11 protein-coding genes and 1 pseudogene are annotated in these 14,014 nt (G+C 67.5%); 6 read left to right on the top strand and 6 right to left on the bottom strand.

Going from position 1 to position 14,014, the window contains the following annotated elements:
• Positions 1-58: 58 nt before the first annotated feature.
• On the bottom strand, positions 59-382 hold the full coding sequence (locus ABD089_RS06350; protein WP_343885415.1) for a hypothetical protein: 324 nt from the start codon (positions 380-382) through the stop codon (positions 59-61).
• Positions 383-738: 356 nt separating this feature from the next.
• On the opposite strand from ABD089_RS06350, the gene mobF reads away from it, so the two are divergent.
• The 3 genes from mobF (at position 739) to ABD089_RS06335 (ending at position 7,366) form a co-directional block, all read left to right on the top strand.
• Complete coding sequence (gene mobF / locus ABD089_RS06345) at positions 739-5,763, top strand: MobF family relaxase (RefSeq protein ID WP_343885414.1); 5,025 nt, start codon at positions 739-741, stop codon at positions 5,761-5,763.
• Between the two features lie 125 nt (positions 5,764-5,888).
• Complete coding sequence (locus ABD089_RS06340) at positions 5,889-6,347, top strand: MerR family transcriptional regulator (protein ID WP_343885413.1); 459 nt, start codon at positions 5,889-5,891, stop codon at positions 6,345-6,347.
• A complete protein-coding gene (locus tag ABD089_RS06335) occupies positions 6,344-7,366 on the top strand; it encodes an aldo/keto reductase (RefSeq protein ID WP_343885412.1) in 1,023 nt (340 codons plus the stop codon). Before ABD089_RS06340 ends, ABD089_RS06335 begins: the two co-directional genes overlap by 4 nt.
• Positions 7,367-7,442: 76 nt before the next feature.
• Here the strand turns inward: ABD089_RS06335 and ABD089_RS06330 are convergent, their stop codons facing one another.
• The 3 genes from ABD089_RS06330 to ABD089_RS06320 all read right to left on the bottom strand — a co-directional run bounded on the left by ABD089_RS06330 (position 7,443) and on the right by ABD089_RS06320 (position 10,421).
• A complete protein-coding gene (locus tag ABD089_RS06330; protein WP_343885411.1) occupies positions 7,443-7,922 on the bottom strand; it encodes a hypothetical protein in 480 nt (159 codons plus the stop codon).
• A 396-nt stretch (positions 7,923-8,318) separates the two neighbouring features.
• Entirely contained in the window at positions 8,319-8,621 is a 303-nt protein-coding gene (locus tag ABD089_RS06325) for a transcriptional regulator (RefSeq protein WP_343885410.1), read from the bottom strand.
• 1,251 nt (positions 8,622-9,872) lie between these two features.
• Positions 9,873-10,421, bottom strand: a complete 549-nt coding sequence (locus ABD089_RS06320; RefSeq protein WP_129459400.1) for a GNAT family N-acetyltransferase — start codon at positions 10,419-10,421, stop codon at positions 9,873-9,875.
• A gap of 491 nt (positions 10,422-10,912) precedes the next feature.
• Here ABD089_RS06320 and ABD089_RS06315 point away from each other — a divergent pair, with 491 nt between their 5' ends.
• Positions 10,913-11,419 carry a DinB family protein gene (locus ABD089_RS06315; RefSeq protein ID WP_343885409.1) on the top strand — a complete coding sequence of 169 codons (507 nt, stop codon included), beginning with the start codon at positions 10,913-10,915 and terminating at the stop codon, positions 11,417-11,419.
• A gap of 10 nt (positions 11,420-11,429) precedes the next feature.
• Here the strand turns inward: ABD089_RS06315 and ABD089_RS06310 are convergent, their stop codons facing one another.
• A complete protein-coding gene (locus tag ABD089_RS06310) occupies positions 11,430-11,843 on the bottom strand; it encodes a DUF2283 domain-containing protein (protein ID WP_343885408.1) in 414 nt (137 codons plus the stop codon).
• 130 nt (positions 11,844-11,973) lie between these two features.
• Here ABD089_RS06310 and ABD089_RS06305 point away from each other — a divergent pair.
• Positions 11,974-12,812, top strand: a pseudogene (locus tag ABD089_RS06305) (Mu transposase domain-containing protein); the annotation flags it as partial.
• Positions 12,809-13,624 carry an IS21-like element helper ATPase IstB gene (istB, locus tag ABD089_RS06300; RefSeq protein ID WP_343885407.1) on the top strand — a complete coding sequence of 272 codons (816 nt, stop codon included), beginning with the start codon at positions 12,809-12,811 and terminating at the stop codon, positions 13,622-13,624. The pseudogene ABD089_RS06305 and the gene istB, both read left to right, overlap by 4 nt.
• Before the next feature lie 18 nt (positions 13,625-13,642).
• On the opposite strand, the gene ABD089_RS06295 is transcribed toward istB, so the two are convergent.
• On the bottom strand, positions 13,643-14,014 hold a 372-nt coding region (locus ABD089_RS06295; protein WP_343885406.1), incomplete at its 5' end, for a transposase.

Raw genomic sequence — 14,014 nt, 5'->3', positions numbered from 1 at the left:
TTGCCTCGCAGATCCCCTCAGTGACTCATTCGGTATGCGGTTCGTCACTGTCGTGAACTCACTCGCCCGACGTTCCGCCAGTCGCATCTTGATGTGGATCAAGACGCCGCAGCCGGCCGACCTCACGGACGCTGAGCCCGCCAGCGCACCACTCAGCCACCTGCGTCGCGGTCAACCCGTGGACGGTCACCATCTCCTCGATCAGCGCACCGGCGCGCGCCTCCGCGTCGGCCAGCGCCTTGGCTCCGGTGCGCAGCTCCACCTGGACACGCACGGCCAGATCGGTCAACGCCGATTCCCGTTCGCGCTGCTGCTGCAACCGCGCCACCCGAGCCTCATGAATCGCTCGCCTCGCAGCCACCCGTTCCTGCTGACGTCCCATTGACTTCGCCCCTTCCGAGCCACCCTGACGAAGACCCAAGCGAACGCGACGCCCCCGGTGCTCACCAGCCGCCAGGACGAACCTCCGGGGAAACACGAGCCCATCAAGCGCCACACACCTCTTGCACTCAGGGCCAGGAAGTGCCGTTCGGGGAGGCCCTCCAGCCGGAGGTTGACGCCGCTTTCGAACTCGAGGTTGGGGCCTTTGTCGCCTAACCGAGGTCTTGGTTGTCCCGATGTCCCGGACGGCACTGGCGGATGGGGTGACGCGAGCCAACGTCCGTGACTCGGCGCGATCTGCCTTCGTTCGTGATACTCGGCACCACGCCCCGACCCCTGGGTTGGGCAGTCGTGACCATGTCGCTGCACAAGCTGTCGGCCGGGTCTGGGTATGACTACCTGACCCGGCAGGTTGCTGTGCAGGATTCGACGGAGAAGGGCCACCAAGGCCTGACGACCTACTACTCCGAGCAAGGCGAAACCCCCGGCACTTGGGTGGGCAGGGGCTGCGCGGCGATCAGTGACGACTTCGCCGGGTCGCAGGTGACTGCTGAGCAGATGCAGTTCTTGTTCGGGGCCGGGCAGCACCCGCTGGGGCACGAGCGGGCCGCCGGGCTGGGTGCGGATGCGTCGGAGCGTGAGCTGTTGGCGGCCTATCGGTTGGGGGCATCGTTCAAGTTGCCATCGGAGGTGTCGAACTTCCGTGTCGAGGTGGCGCGTCGGGTGGCGGAGTGGAACGTCAGCCGTGGTCTGGAGGCGGATGCTCGGGTTCCGGGTGAGGTGCGGGCCGGGATCCGCAGCCAGGTGGCGGCGGAGTTCTTCGTCCGGGAGATGGGCCGCCCGCACACCGATGCTCGGGAGCTGGCGGGTGCGGTGGCGCGGTACTCGCGGCCAGGGCGTTCGGTGGTGTCCGGTTTCGACCTGACCTTCTCGCCGCCGAAGAGCGTGTCGACGTTGTGGGCGATCGCCGACTTGCCGACCGCGGCGATGGTCGAACGCGCCCACCACGACGCGGTGGCGGAGGCGCTGCGGTTCGTCGAGGAGCATCTGCTCTACACGCGCGAAGGGGCGAAGGGGGTGCGGCAGGTCGACGTCGACGGTCTGGTCGGGGCGGCGTTCACCCACCGTGACTCCCGCGCCGGCGATCCTGACCTGCACACGCATGTCGCGGTGGCGAACAAGGTCCGTGCCACGGGCTCGGGCAAGTGGCTGGCGATCGACGCCCGGCTCCTCTACCAAGGCGTCGTCGCGGCCTCCGAGACCTACAACACCGCCCTCTACAAGCGCCTCGAAGCGCACGGGCTGCGGTTCGAGGACCGCGCCATGGGCGCAGGCAAGCGTCCGGTGCGTGAGGTGGTCGGCGTGCCGGCCGAACTCAACGAGCGGTGGTCGTCGCGGCGTCGAGCCATCGAACAGCGACGCGGTGAACTCGCGTCCTCGTTCCAGGACGACCATGGACGTCCGCCGACTGTCGTAGAGGGCTACGACCTGGCGCAGCGCGCCACGCTCGAGACCCGCGACGCCAAACACGCTCCCCGCACCATCGCCGAGCAACGCGCCGCGTGGCGGGCCGAGGCCATCGACATCCTCGGCAGCCCGCAGGCGATCAACACGGTCGTCGATGCCGCCCTGCACCCCATCCAAACGCAGGACTTGCCGGTGGCCGACAGTGGCTGGTTCGACGCCGCCACCGCACATGTCGTGGCGGCGATGGAACGACGTGGCGCGACGTGGCGACGCACCGATGTCAGGGCCGAGGCCCAACGACAGGTGCGACTGACCGCCACCCCCACCGGCAAGGTCGATGCCGCCGTCGACCTGCTCACGACCATGGCCCTCGAAGCATCCGTCCCATTGGAGAAGCCCACCTTCGGGATCACCGAACCCGCACCGCTGCGCCGGGTGGACGGGTCGAGCGTGTACACCGTCGCCGGATCGACCCTGTTCACCTCCCACCGCATCCTGCACGCCGAACGAGACATCCTTGCCCTTGCCGGCACAGACGGCGGGACGTCTATTGCGCAGCCGGTGCTGGAGGCATTGTTGGCGGTGTCAGCCGCCGAGCGGGGTTTCGCCCTCAACGCGGGCCAGGCGGCGCTGGTGGAGCAGCTGGCCACGTCGGGGCGTCTGGTGCAGCTCGCGATCGCGCCGGCCGGGTCGGGCAAGACCACCGCCATGCACGCCCTTGCCGCGGCGTGGGAGGCCTCCGGCCACTCCGTCGTCGGCCTCGCCCCCTCCGCCGCAGCCGCGTCCCAACTGTCCACCGCGACCGGTTTGGAGGCCGACACCCTCGCCAAACTCGCCTGGGGCATCACCCACGACCAACTCCCCCACTGGGCCCAGACCATCACCAGCGGGTCGATGGTCATAATCGACGAGGCAGGCATGGCCGACACCCTCACCCTGGCCACCGTCACCGGCTGGGCCACCAGCCGCGGCGCCGTCGTCCGGCTGATCGGGGACGACCAACAGCTCGCCGCCATCGGCTCCGGCGGCCTGCTGCGCGACATCCAAACACGACACGGCGCCGCCACCCTCGACGAACTGATGCGCTTCACCGACCCCGCCGAAGCCGCCGCCTCCCTCGCCCTCCGCCAGGGCGACACGGCCGCGATCGGCTTCTACCTCGACAACGACCGCGTCCACGTCGGCGACCTGGCCACCATCACCGACAACGCCTTCACCGCCTGGACCCACGACAAGGCCGCCGGCCGCGACGCGATCATGCTCGCCCCTACTCGCGACCTGGTCGCCGAACTCAACCACCGCGCCCAGACCCACCACCTCGGCCCCCACGCCACCGGCCCCAGCGCGGCGCTGGCTGACGGCAACCACGCCCGGATCGGCGACACCGTCATCACCCGCCGCAACGACCGCCGCCTACGCACCAGCCGCACCGACTGGGTCAAGAACGGCGACCGCTGGCACGTCACCGCCATCGGCCCCGACGGATCCCTCGCCGTGCAGCACCACCAATCCCGACGCCACGTCACCGTCCCCGCCGACTACGTCACCGCCGCCGTCGAACTCGGCTACGCCACCACCATCCACGCCGCCCAAGGCATCTCCGCCGACGTCACCCACGGCATCGCCACCCCCGAGCAGTCACGCCAGCAGCTCTACACCATGCTCACCCGCGGACGCCACGCCAACCACCTGTGGCTGCAAACCACCGGAGACGGCGACCCAGCGCTGCTCACCCAACCCGACGCCACCACACCGCCCACACCCACCGACCTGCTCGAACAGATCCTCACCCGCGACGACGCCGCACGCTCGGCCACCACCCAGCACGCCGACCACCACCACCCCGCCCGACTGCTCGCCGACGCCGTCGCCGCTTATGCCGACGGCATCACCACCGCAGCCGAACACCTCCTCGGCCCCCACGCCATCGCCACCATCGAGGACCACGCCGAAACCCTCGAACCCGGCATCACCGACGAACCCGCCTGGCCCGCCCTGCGCAACCACCTCATCCTCATCGCCAGCAACGGCACCAACCCCCTCACCGCACTCACCGCAGCCCACGCCCAACACACCCTCGACGACGCCCGCGACAAGGCCGCCACCCTCGCTTGGCGCCTCGATGTCCGACATCCCCTCACTTCGGGGCCCCTGCCATGGCTGCCCGGCATCCCTACCCGCATCCACGACGATCCCGCGTGGGGCACCTGGGCGCAGCAACGCGCCGACCTCGTCACCACCCTCGCCGGCCAGGTCGCACGTCTGCCGTTCCCGGACGCGTCGTGGGCTGCCCTGCCCTGCACCGACGACACCCGCCGCCAGCTCGCGATCTGGCGCGACGCCAACAACGTCCCCGACACCGACCCACGCCCCACCGGACCACGCCAGACCACCCGCCAAGCCGCCCAATACCAACGCGCCCTCGACCAATCCATCGACCAAAACGACCCCGCACTCGAACGCTGGAAGCCCATCCTCGAAGCCATCGGAGAACGACTAACCCAAGACCCCGCCCTGACCCGACTCGCCCACCGACTCGACGACCTCCACGCCACCGGCCACGACGTCCACGGCACCCTCGCCGACACCATCACCACCAAACCCCTACCCGACGACCATCCCGCCGCAGCCCTGCTCTGGCGCCTCACCCGCACCACCACACCCGAACCCACCCCGGACACCGCACCGACGGCCGAGCAGGCGGCGGTGGAACTCCCGAGCCCGGACGACCCCGCCACCCGACTGGCGCTGCTAGGCATGATCCGCGACGCCACCGGACCCACCCCGCCCAGCGACGCCATGCTGCGCCACCAACTCGACCGCGCCGACGCCCTGGCCGACTCCCCCGTCCCCGCCGAGCGGCTCCACCAAGTCAACCAACTCGCCCAGGACTACTACGCCAGCCAGCTCCAGGGATCATGGGCCCAGCCCTACCTCGCCGAACGCCTCGGCGTCGACCTCACCAGTCACCCCACGATCCAACCCGGACACGCCCCCGCCGGCTGGACCAACCTCGCCGACCACCTACGCCGCCACGGCGTCACCGACCTCGAAATGCTCACCGCCGGACTCGTCAAACCTGCCTCCACCGGCAACCTCATAGACCGCTTCCGCGACCGCCTCACCCTGCCCATCACCGATGCGGACGGGCGCATCCTCGGCTTCGTCGCCCGGGCCAACCCGACCCTGCCCGCCGACAAGGCCGGGCCCAAGTACCTCAACACCCCGACGACCCCGATCTACAGCAAGGGCGACCAGTTCTACGGCCACCCCACCGCCAACAGCACCCCGGTCATCGTCGAAGGCCCCCTCGACGCCGTCGCCGTCACCTTGGCCACTGCCGGCCGCTACACCGGCCTCGCGCCCCTGGGTACTTCCCTCACCGACCAGCAAGCAGCACTCCTGGCCGACCAGGAGCGCGTGGTTCTGGCCACCGACAACGACGCCGCTGGAAACACCGCCGCCGTCAAGGATCACTTCAAACTCGCCGTCCACCGCACCAACAGCCTGCGCGCCGATCTCCCGGACGGCAGCGACCCCGCCGAGCTGCTCATCACCCACGGCCCAGAAGCGCTCACCCGATGCCTCGACGACGCGACCTCCATCACCGACCGGATCGTCAGCTCCGCGAGCGACGATGCCGCTATCGACCGAGCGCTCACCGCCATCGCAGCCGCCCACCCCGGCACCTGGCAGCAGGGCCTGGAGCGACTCAGCCAGCAGACGAGGACTTCCGAAGGGCAGCTCGAAGCGCGACTCGTCACCCACGTCGCACGATGGAACGATGACCGCCGAGAGGCGGCCGCAGACGCCACGACACGGCAGAACGGACACATCGAACGGCCGGTCATCCGCCAGGGCCGAAAGCATGTCGACGTAGTTCCGGAAGGCCGGACCGCATCTCCCCGTCGCTGACGCCATCAGATGTGCATGACATCGATCATCCGCCGATGTGCGGACCTTCCTTGCGACTGCGCCACCGGAGGTCTCCGCAAGCGGGTGTTGCGTTCGAGCGCGCTCGAAGCCGTAGCGTCACCGACATGAACACCGAGCTGGAACAGGCCCTCCGCCTCGCCACCGACCCACCCGGCGGGATCTCGGTCGAGGCACTGGAAGATCTGCTTCGAGATGACCCCACGACGTGGTGGGACATCACCAAAGCAGCCGACCACCTGGACGTCACCGCCCACACACTGCGCTACTACGAACGCATTGGCATGGTCGCCGTCGCCAGGGACGACGTCGGACACCGCCGCTACGACTCACCCGCCATCCGCCGGCTGGTGTTCATCACTCGCATGCGCACCGCAGGGATGCCGATCGCCGACCTCAAGGAGTACCTGAACCTGGTCGACGCGGGACCACAGACCATCCCCCAACGACTCGACCTCATGCTCGAACACCGCGACACCCTGCGCCGACAGATCGGCCAACTCCAACTGGCCCTCGCAGCGACCGAGTACAAGATCGCCACCTACCAGGAAGGCCCGACAACATGACCACCCTCGGCACCCTCACCACATCCCCGATCGGGTTCGGCTGCATGGCCCTGAGCCACATCTACGGCGGCACCACCGACGCCCAGGCCCGCCGAACCCTCGACGAGTCGATCGACGCGGGCATCACCTTCCTGGACACGGCCGACGTCTACGGGGCGCCCCGTGCTGGCAGCAGCGGCCCAGCCGGGACGAACGAGGAGATGCTCGCACCCCTGCTCGCCCGCCGCCGCGACGACGTGCAGTTGGGCACGAAGTTCGGCATCACAGGCATCACCCTTGGTGAGGACCACCGAGGGCAGAAGTCCACCGACGGACGTCCCGAGCACGTGTCCCAGGCCTGCGACGCGTCGCTGCGCCGCCTCGGCGTCGAGACCATCGACCTGTACTACCTGCACCGCACCGACCCCGACATCCCCATCGAGGAGACCGTGGGCGCCATGGCCCAGCTCGTCACCCAGGGCAAGGTACGTCACCTCGGCCTGTCAGAGGTCACCGCGGAAGAACTGCGTCGAGCCCACGCGACGGCCGCGATCACGGCCGTCCAGTCCGAATGGAGCCTGTGGTCGCGTGACGTCGAGGCTCACGTGGTCCCGGCCTGCGCGGAACTCGGGATCGGATTCGTGCCCTACAGCCCCTTGGGACGAGGCTTCCTCACCGGCACCCTCACCCCCGAGCAGATCGCGACCGACCTCCGCGGCCGCACGGAGCGCATGGGGGCCGGGTGGGATGCCAACCAGCAGGCGCTCGCGAGCGTCAGCCGCGTTGCCGCCGAGGTCGGAGCCACCAACGCACAGATCTCCCTGGCGTGGCTGCTGCAGAAGGCCGAGCAGTTCCGAGTCGCCTGCGTCCCGATCCCAGGTTCACGCACGGCATCCCGCATGATCGAGAACCTCGGCAGCGCAGACATCGACCTCACGCCGCCCCAGATGGACCTCCTGGACCACATCGCACGCACCGTGCACGGTGATCGCAACATCTCAGACGATCCCCGCTGGATCAGCTCCGGACGGGAGCAGTGACGCGCCAACATCCGCTTCTGCCGCTGTCGTCGCGTAGCGTCAGACTAGGCCGCATTACGAGGTGATGATTGTCTCCTCACATGAAACTTTCATAGACATAGAAGAGGTCGGTAGCGGGATCGTAGACGCCCAGTACGAACTCGTTGTCAGTCCAGCCGTTTGGCATGAGGGCGTGGGCTTTGCGCAACGAGCGAGTGTCGGGGTCCAGCGGATGGGCCGGTCGCAACTGGGCATTGGCTTGGGTTACCAGACCGCGCTCCTCGGCTGTAAGTGGCTTGGTGGACATCGCGGTGACGTCCAGAAAGGTGCCCTCGGTAGTGGTGTGCAGAGTAGGAGCGAAGACCTTGATCCGGTAGCCGTCGCCATGAAAGCTGGGCTCGGAACGCTGTTCAATGGGGGTCAACGACCGAGGCATCCTCACGCCCCAGTTCGATTCCAACTCACCGATCGGTGCGGATTGGCGCCATTGGATCACGATGTACCGGCCCCCTACGGCCACGGCCAGCAGGCTTAGCAGTGCGAGAAGGCCGACGACGCTGCGTTTCCGAGCACTCATGGGCACTGAGTGTAAGCAGCGGCTGGGTCGACGAGGTGGGCGAGCACTTCACACCCTTGACCAGCACGGCACTTCTCAGACGCGGCAAGGATGTCACTGTCATGCCGCAGGTCGCATGTGCGGGCTGGACATCGACCGAGTGGATAGCTCGCCAGGCAACCCGTCTCCCACGCATTGACCATGCACTCCGTCGGAGTCCCCGACGGGTGGGAGACGCTCAACCTGTGGCAGTGACGACCCCTTCCGAAGTCCTTCTCAGTAACGGTCTATTACTCACGATTAATTTGTTAATCACCAGTAATAGACCACCTCCGGAGAGGGCGTCCACAACCCGCTGGACACGGCATGAGCGGGCGAGCGTAGCCGCCCTCGATGCGGCATGCGCGGGCACCAAGGTCAGGGGGCGGCGATGGCGGCGAGGCGTTGTAGTTCCGCGAGATGTGCTGCAAGGGCTGTGCGTCCTGACGATGTGAGTGTCACCCAGGTGCGTTGACGGCCGTGACCTGGTCGCTTGTCGAGGGTGACATAGTCTGCTTCGCTCAACACCTTGAGCTGTTTGGACAAGACAGAGTCCGCAACGTCCAGGTCGTCGCGAATGGCCTGGAACTCCATCGTGTCGACGGCGGCGAGCATCACCGCGATACGCAGCCGGTGGGGTGCGTGAATCACCTCGTCGAAAGCCGGCTCGACACGGGCCATTACTTCCTCCCCATGACCGTGGAGCCCGTGCGGAGCTCCTCGCGCAGGCGAGGCTCCATGATCCGTCCCACGGCAAGGGTCACCGCCAAGCCTAGCAATCCGAGAGGAGCGCCCCACCATGCGGGCCGACCGGTGAGCTGCACCCATACAGCTGCAGCCAGCAACGCCAGCAACGCCATCCCGTACCCGAGCCACACCCTGCGGGAGCGACGGCCAGCAGACCCGTACGTCACCCACAGTCCAGTCGCTTCCCGGTACCTGCTGATGAGCAGACCAGACGTCACCGCGAGGAGAATCACGCCGAGTGCAGCCAGTGGCCCTCCCGCGGCTTCTCCCGCGATGCACACTGCGACGGCAGCGCCCAGAGCGGGGTAGTAATACGCGGGCGCGGAAGCACGTGCGGCGACCTGCTCACGGGCCAGCCGCGCATCATCCAACGCGGCGGCGGGGTCGTACGAATCGTTGTTTTCCATGACGGAAACAGTACCCATGTCTTTCCGATTCCGCAACGGAAAGACAGCAGTGTCTCGATAGGAGTCCTGAACCTGCGCTCTGGGCATGCTCACCTGGGCCAGAGCATGGAGAGCGGTGGGCGGTGCAGCACGAGACTAAGCGTGTATGCGGACCCAAACCCCGGACCGCGTAGCGTCCGACTCTGCCGCTGAGCTCGTGGGGTCAGTGATCGACCACGGGGGCTGCGGCGAGCAACCGGGCGGCCGCAGTGAGTTCGCGCTCGTAACCCCGCCTGTCAAAGATCAGTTCCGGGGAACTGTCGTAGTAGTCTGCATCCCCATCGCCGGACTCCCACGCGAAGTCGGACCACATCACCTCGGTTGGCCGGACACTGAGTCGGGCAGTCAGTGCACCGCATGCCAGGTCCCCACATTCGGCACACGACATCAGGACGACTCGACCAGGGCCGACATCGCGATCAGGGACTCGACCCAAGAGGGTGTCCAGCCGGTCGGTGATGACAGGTATCGGCCAAGCCAGCGTGAAGGGTGACACCATGTCACCGGTCTCGGGGAAGAGGTCGGTGAAGTTCCGACCATCGACCACAAATCCCAGGTACTGGTGATCGGGGGCGCTGTCCGGGCTCCCGCCTGGCATGAGTAGTTGGCACGGAGCCACCGTCAACTGGTTCCATCGATCGTCCATATCGACACACTAGGACTGCGTCGTTGACCGAAGCGGAGACATCCGCATCTGCCGCTGTGACCGCGGACCGCGTAGCGTCCGACTCTGACGCGATCAGCGGGGATCGGTGTCCAGGATTGCGTATACATAGGAGTCGAGCCACCGTCCTGAACGATGCAGGGAATCGGTGCGGAAGTGGGCCTCGCGGCGCATGCCGATCTTCTCCATGATGCGCGCTGAGGCGGCGTTGTCGGCGAAGCAGTAGGCCGTCACCCGACGAGCTCCCGAGGCGAACGAGATGTCCAGCAGGGCCCTGGCGAACTCGGTGCCGATCCCTTGGCCCTGATGGCCCGGTGCCACGACCCACCCGATCTCAACCTGTGCGCCGTCGACCTGGTCGGCAACCTCGGACTGCGCCCATGCCTGTTCCGGTGCGATCTTGCCCGTCGCCACGATCGTGCCGGCCATCTCGGCAACGTAGTTGCTGTCGAGCCCGGCGACCCACCGTTCCTTGTTCTGCTCTGGCGAGGTGGGGATGGCGGTCAGCCACCGATTGAGCTCATCGTCTTCGCGCCAGGGCCAGATCTCCTCGGCATCACTGGCTCGGCCCTTGCGGATGACCAAACGCTGTGTGGCCCATGGGCCGGTGCCTTGCTCGCTCATGGTGAACCCCTCCTGGGTGGTTCTCGGGTCCAGAGACCCATCCTTGCCCGCTGCTCGCTTCGACCGCCAGCCGATAACCGCTCATGCCGCTGGTCTCGCGCAAGGTGGGTCCATTCCTGGCCGTAACCCCGGGGCCAAGTGGGGTTGACATAGCCAGGATGTCTGAGCCGGTCCGTAATCTTACGGGATGGCTGAAGTACTGAATGTGTGGGAGGGGAAGAATCTCCTGCCGCCACTGATGAAGGTCGCTACAGGATGGGCCGAGCTTGGGCCCGGTCCATGTCCTTGCATCCCGCGCGGCGGGCTGGCGGGCCATCCATCTGGACAGGACAGGCCACAGCGAGAGACGGAGGCCATCGTCACGCTCAGCCAGCTCCCCGTCTTGCTTGCCTGACAAACGTCCTGTTCTGCCGCGACCAGGTCGTTCCGTTCTGACTCGGTGTTGGCAAATGCGTCGACGCCTGACGACCCGTCGTGGCACGATCCGCACCATGACTGACCCCGATGATCCGGCGATCTACCAGCTGCCCGTCGCCGACCAGCTGCCCGTGTTCCTCGACCAACACCGGGAGATGATCTTGGGGTTGCTCAACGGTCTGACTGAGGCCGAAGCGCGCCGTTCCCTCGTGCCGTCCAAGACGACACTGTTGGGCCTGGTCAAACACGCCACCTTCGTCGAACAGGTCTGGTTCTCGGGAGCCGTGACCGGGCGCTCACGCGCCGAGCTGGGCATCGTGGACGGACCTGACGAGTCCTTCGCACTCTCACCCGAGGACACCATCGTGTCCGTGACGACGACCTACACCAAGACCGTCCGAGCTTCGCGCGCCGCTGTTGACGCCCTGGCTCTCGATGAGGTGTTGCTCGGAAATCGTCGGGGACCGCTTCCCCTGGGCTGGGTATGCCTCCACGTCCTCCGGGAGCTGGCCCAACACTGTGGACACGGGGACATTCTGCGCGAGCAGATCCTCGCCCAGCGGTCGGAGCTCGCTTCCTAAACTGCCGCGGTCAGCGCAGCATCTCGGGCCGCAGGAGGTGGTTTGCTGCGAGGACTTCCAGTCCGAGGAGTCGGCCTTGCTCGTCAACATCCACGTTGACTATCCATGGGTCGCCCAGGGACGGGACTGGAATGGTCTTCGCCACCTCGCCTGGCTCGATCTTGTTCACCAGGTAGATGTAGGCGGCGTCGGCCTCGGCGTCGTAGTGAGCGCGCGGTGAATCCGACCGAGAGTCTTTCGGGTGGAGACAGGGCCCGCTGGGGATGTCGCCGGTGGCCCGGAGCGTGAGCATCCGGTGTTGGGCTGCGGCGATGTCGGGTGTGGAGGGGCTGTCGTTGCCGTCTGCTCCCACCAGCCAGACGAGGCCTCGCCCGTGGCCCGGGTTGAGGGCCTCTTGGGCTTCGTCATCGACGACGAGTGCCACCGACCAGGTCTGGTCGCCATGGGTGTGCTGTTGGGCCCAGTCGATGACCTGCAGGACATCGGGTCGGTCGGCGGATCGTTGCGTCTCGCGTCGCTCCAGCGCGTGGGCACGCGAAAGCCGCCCGGGCCTGGAACTCAACGACAAGATCCGCGCCTGGGAGCACGACGACAACACCCGCCGCATCACCGGCCACGCCAACACGATCGGGCAGGACCACCACGCCGAGCTGCCCCACCTGGCACCGTTGCCGGCCGACGACTTCGACCCCGGCCTGATCCTCCACCCCCGCGTCGACCGCTCCGCCCTGATCACCGTCCGCATGGTCAAGTACTCCGTCCCCGCGCACCTCATCGGGCAACGCGTCCGCGTGTCCCTGCGGGCCTCGTGCGTGGTCGTGTTCGAGGGCCGCACCGTCCTCGCCACCCACCCACGCCTCGGCACCCGTGGCGTGACCCGGGTCGAGCTGGACCACTACCTCGAAGTCCTACGCCACAAGCCCGACGCGTTCCCCGGCTCCACCGCCCTCGCCCAGGCCCGCGCCGCCGGAGCATTCACCGCAGCCCACGACGCGTTCTGGGCCGCAGCCCGCAAGACCAGCGGCGACGTGGCCGGCACCCAAGCGTTGATCGACGTGCTCCTGCTCCACCGATCCCTCCCCGCCGAGGCGGTGATCGCCGGCATCACCTCAGCCCTGTCGGTGGGCGCGATCAGCCCCGACGTCGTCGCCGTGGAAGCCCGCCGCCACGCCACACACCCACGACCCTGGCCGCCAAGGTCCGGGGCGGGACGGTCGTGAACCTGCCACCCCGACGCCCCACCGACCCGCACCAGGTCATCGCGCAGCTACCCGAAGACACCCGGCCCCTGCCCACCGTCACCGCCTACGACGAACTCCTGCGCCGACGCCAACCCGACCCCGCCCCGGCCCCCACCGAGACTCACCACAACACCCCGACAGGAACCCCATGACCACCACCAGCACCAGCCGTCCCGCGAGCCTTCGTCGTCGTCAGGGCCTCACCGAACAAGCCGCTCGGGCCGCGATCGACCAGGCCTGCCGCCGGCTGCGGCTGCCCACGATCCGCGCCGTCGTCGCCGACGCCGTCGCGGCCGCCACGAAGGAACAACTCACCTACCAGGGCTTCCTCGCCGAACTCCTCCTCGCCGAGGTCGACGACCGCGACCGACGCTCCACCCTGCGCCGCATCAAGAGCGCCGGCTTCCCCCGCGAGAAATGGCTCGCCGACTTCGACTTCGACGCGAACCCCAACATCAACCCCGCCACCATCAACGAACTCGCCACCGGCGACTGGATCCGCCGCGGCGACCCCCTGTGCCTCATCGGGGACTCCGGCACCGGAAAATCCCACCTGCTCATCGCCCTCGCGACGGCCGCCGCCGAACAGGGCTACCGCGTCCGATACACCCTCGCCACCCGGCTCGTGAACGAGCTCGTCGAAGCCGCCGACGAGAAACAACTCACCAAGACCATCAACCGCTACGGCCGCGTCGACCTCCTCGTCATTGACGAGCTCGGCTACATGGAACTCGACCGGCGAGGCGCCGAACTGCTGTTCCAAGTCCTCACCGAACGCGAGGAGAAGAACGCCATCGCGATCGCCGCCAACCAGTCCTTCTCCGCCTGGACCGACACCTTCACCGACCCCCGCCTGTGCGCAGCAATCGTCGACCGCCTCACCTACAACGCCACCATCATCGAAACCGGCACCAACTCCTACCGCCTCGCCCACACCCGAGCCCGGGCGGGAGTGTCCGATTAACGGTGTAAGTGGCGGGTTCTACTGGGTGGTGCTGGCCGCGGGCATGCGGTCAGCGAAGGTGGTGGCGAACGCGTTCAACGCTGGCTTCCAGCGCATGCCCCATCTGGTCTGGCCGGTGCCCTTGGGGTCCAACGATCTCACGGTCAGGTAGAGCGTCTTCAACGCGGCCTGCTCGTTCGGGAAGTGCCCACGAGCCCTCACCGCCCTACGGAACCTGGCATTGAGACTCTCGATCGCGTTCGTCGAGCACAAGACCTTGCGGATCTCGACGTCGTAGTCCAGGAAGGGCACGAACTCGGTCCAGGCGTTGCGCCAGAGCCTGATCATGGCCGGGTAGGCCTTGCCCCACTTCTCGGCGAACTCCTCAAACGCGGCCTCTGCCGCCTCCGC

The organism is Luteococcus sanguinis, from assembly GCF_039527675.1.
Lineage (GTDB): Bacteria > Actinomycetota > Actinomycetes > Propionibacteriales > Propionibacteriaceae > Luteococcus > Luteococcus sanguinis.
Note: the sequence above shows the minus strand (reverse complement) of the source record. Positions and strands in the feature narration are given on the sequence as shown.

Coding starts and splice junctions, on each gene's coding strand:
- ABD089_RS06350 (WP_343885415.1), bottom strand. CDS start 382: ATGGGACGTCAGCAGGAACGGGTGGCTGCGAGGCGAGCGATTCATGAG.
- mobF (WP_343885414.1), top strand. CDS start 739: ATGTCGCTGCACAAGCTGTCGGCCGGGTCTGGGTATGACTACCTGACC.
- ABD089_RS06340 (WP_343885413.1), top strand. CDS start 5,889: ATGAACACCGAGCTGGAACAGGCCCTCCGCCTCGCCACCGACCCACCC.
- ABD089_RS06335 (WP_343885412.1), top strand. CDS start 6,344: ATGACCACCCTCGGCACCCTCACCACATCCCCGATCGGGTTCGGCTGC.
- ABD089_RS06330 (WP_343885411.1), bottom strand. CDS start 7,922: ATGAGTGCTCGGAAACGCAGCGTCGTCGGCCTTCTCGCACTGCTAAGC.
- ABD089_RS06325 (WP_343885410.1), bottom strand. CDS start 8,621: ATGGCCCGTGTCGAGCCGGCTTTCGACGAGGTGATTCACGCACCCCAC.
- ABD089_RS06320 (WP_129459400.1), bottom strand. CDS start 10,421: ATGAGCGAGCAAGGCACCGGCCCATGGGCCACACAGCGTTTGGTCATC.
- ABD089_RS06315 (WP_343885409.1), top strand. CDS start 10,913: ATGACTGACCCCGATGATCCGGCGATCTACCAGCTGCCCGTCGCCGAC.
- istB (WP_343885407.1), top strand. CDS start 12,809: ATGACCACCACCAGCACCAGCCGTCCCGCGAGCCTTCGTCGTCGTCAG.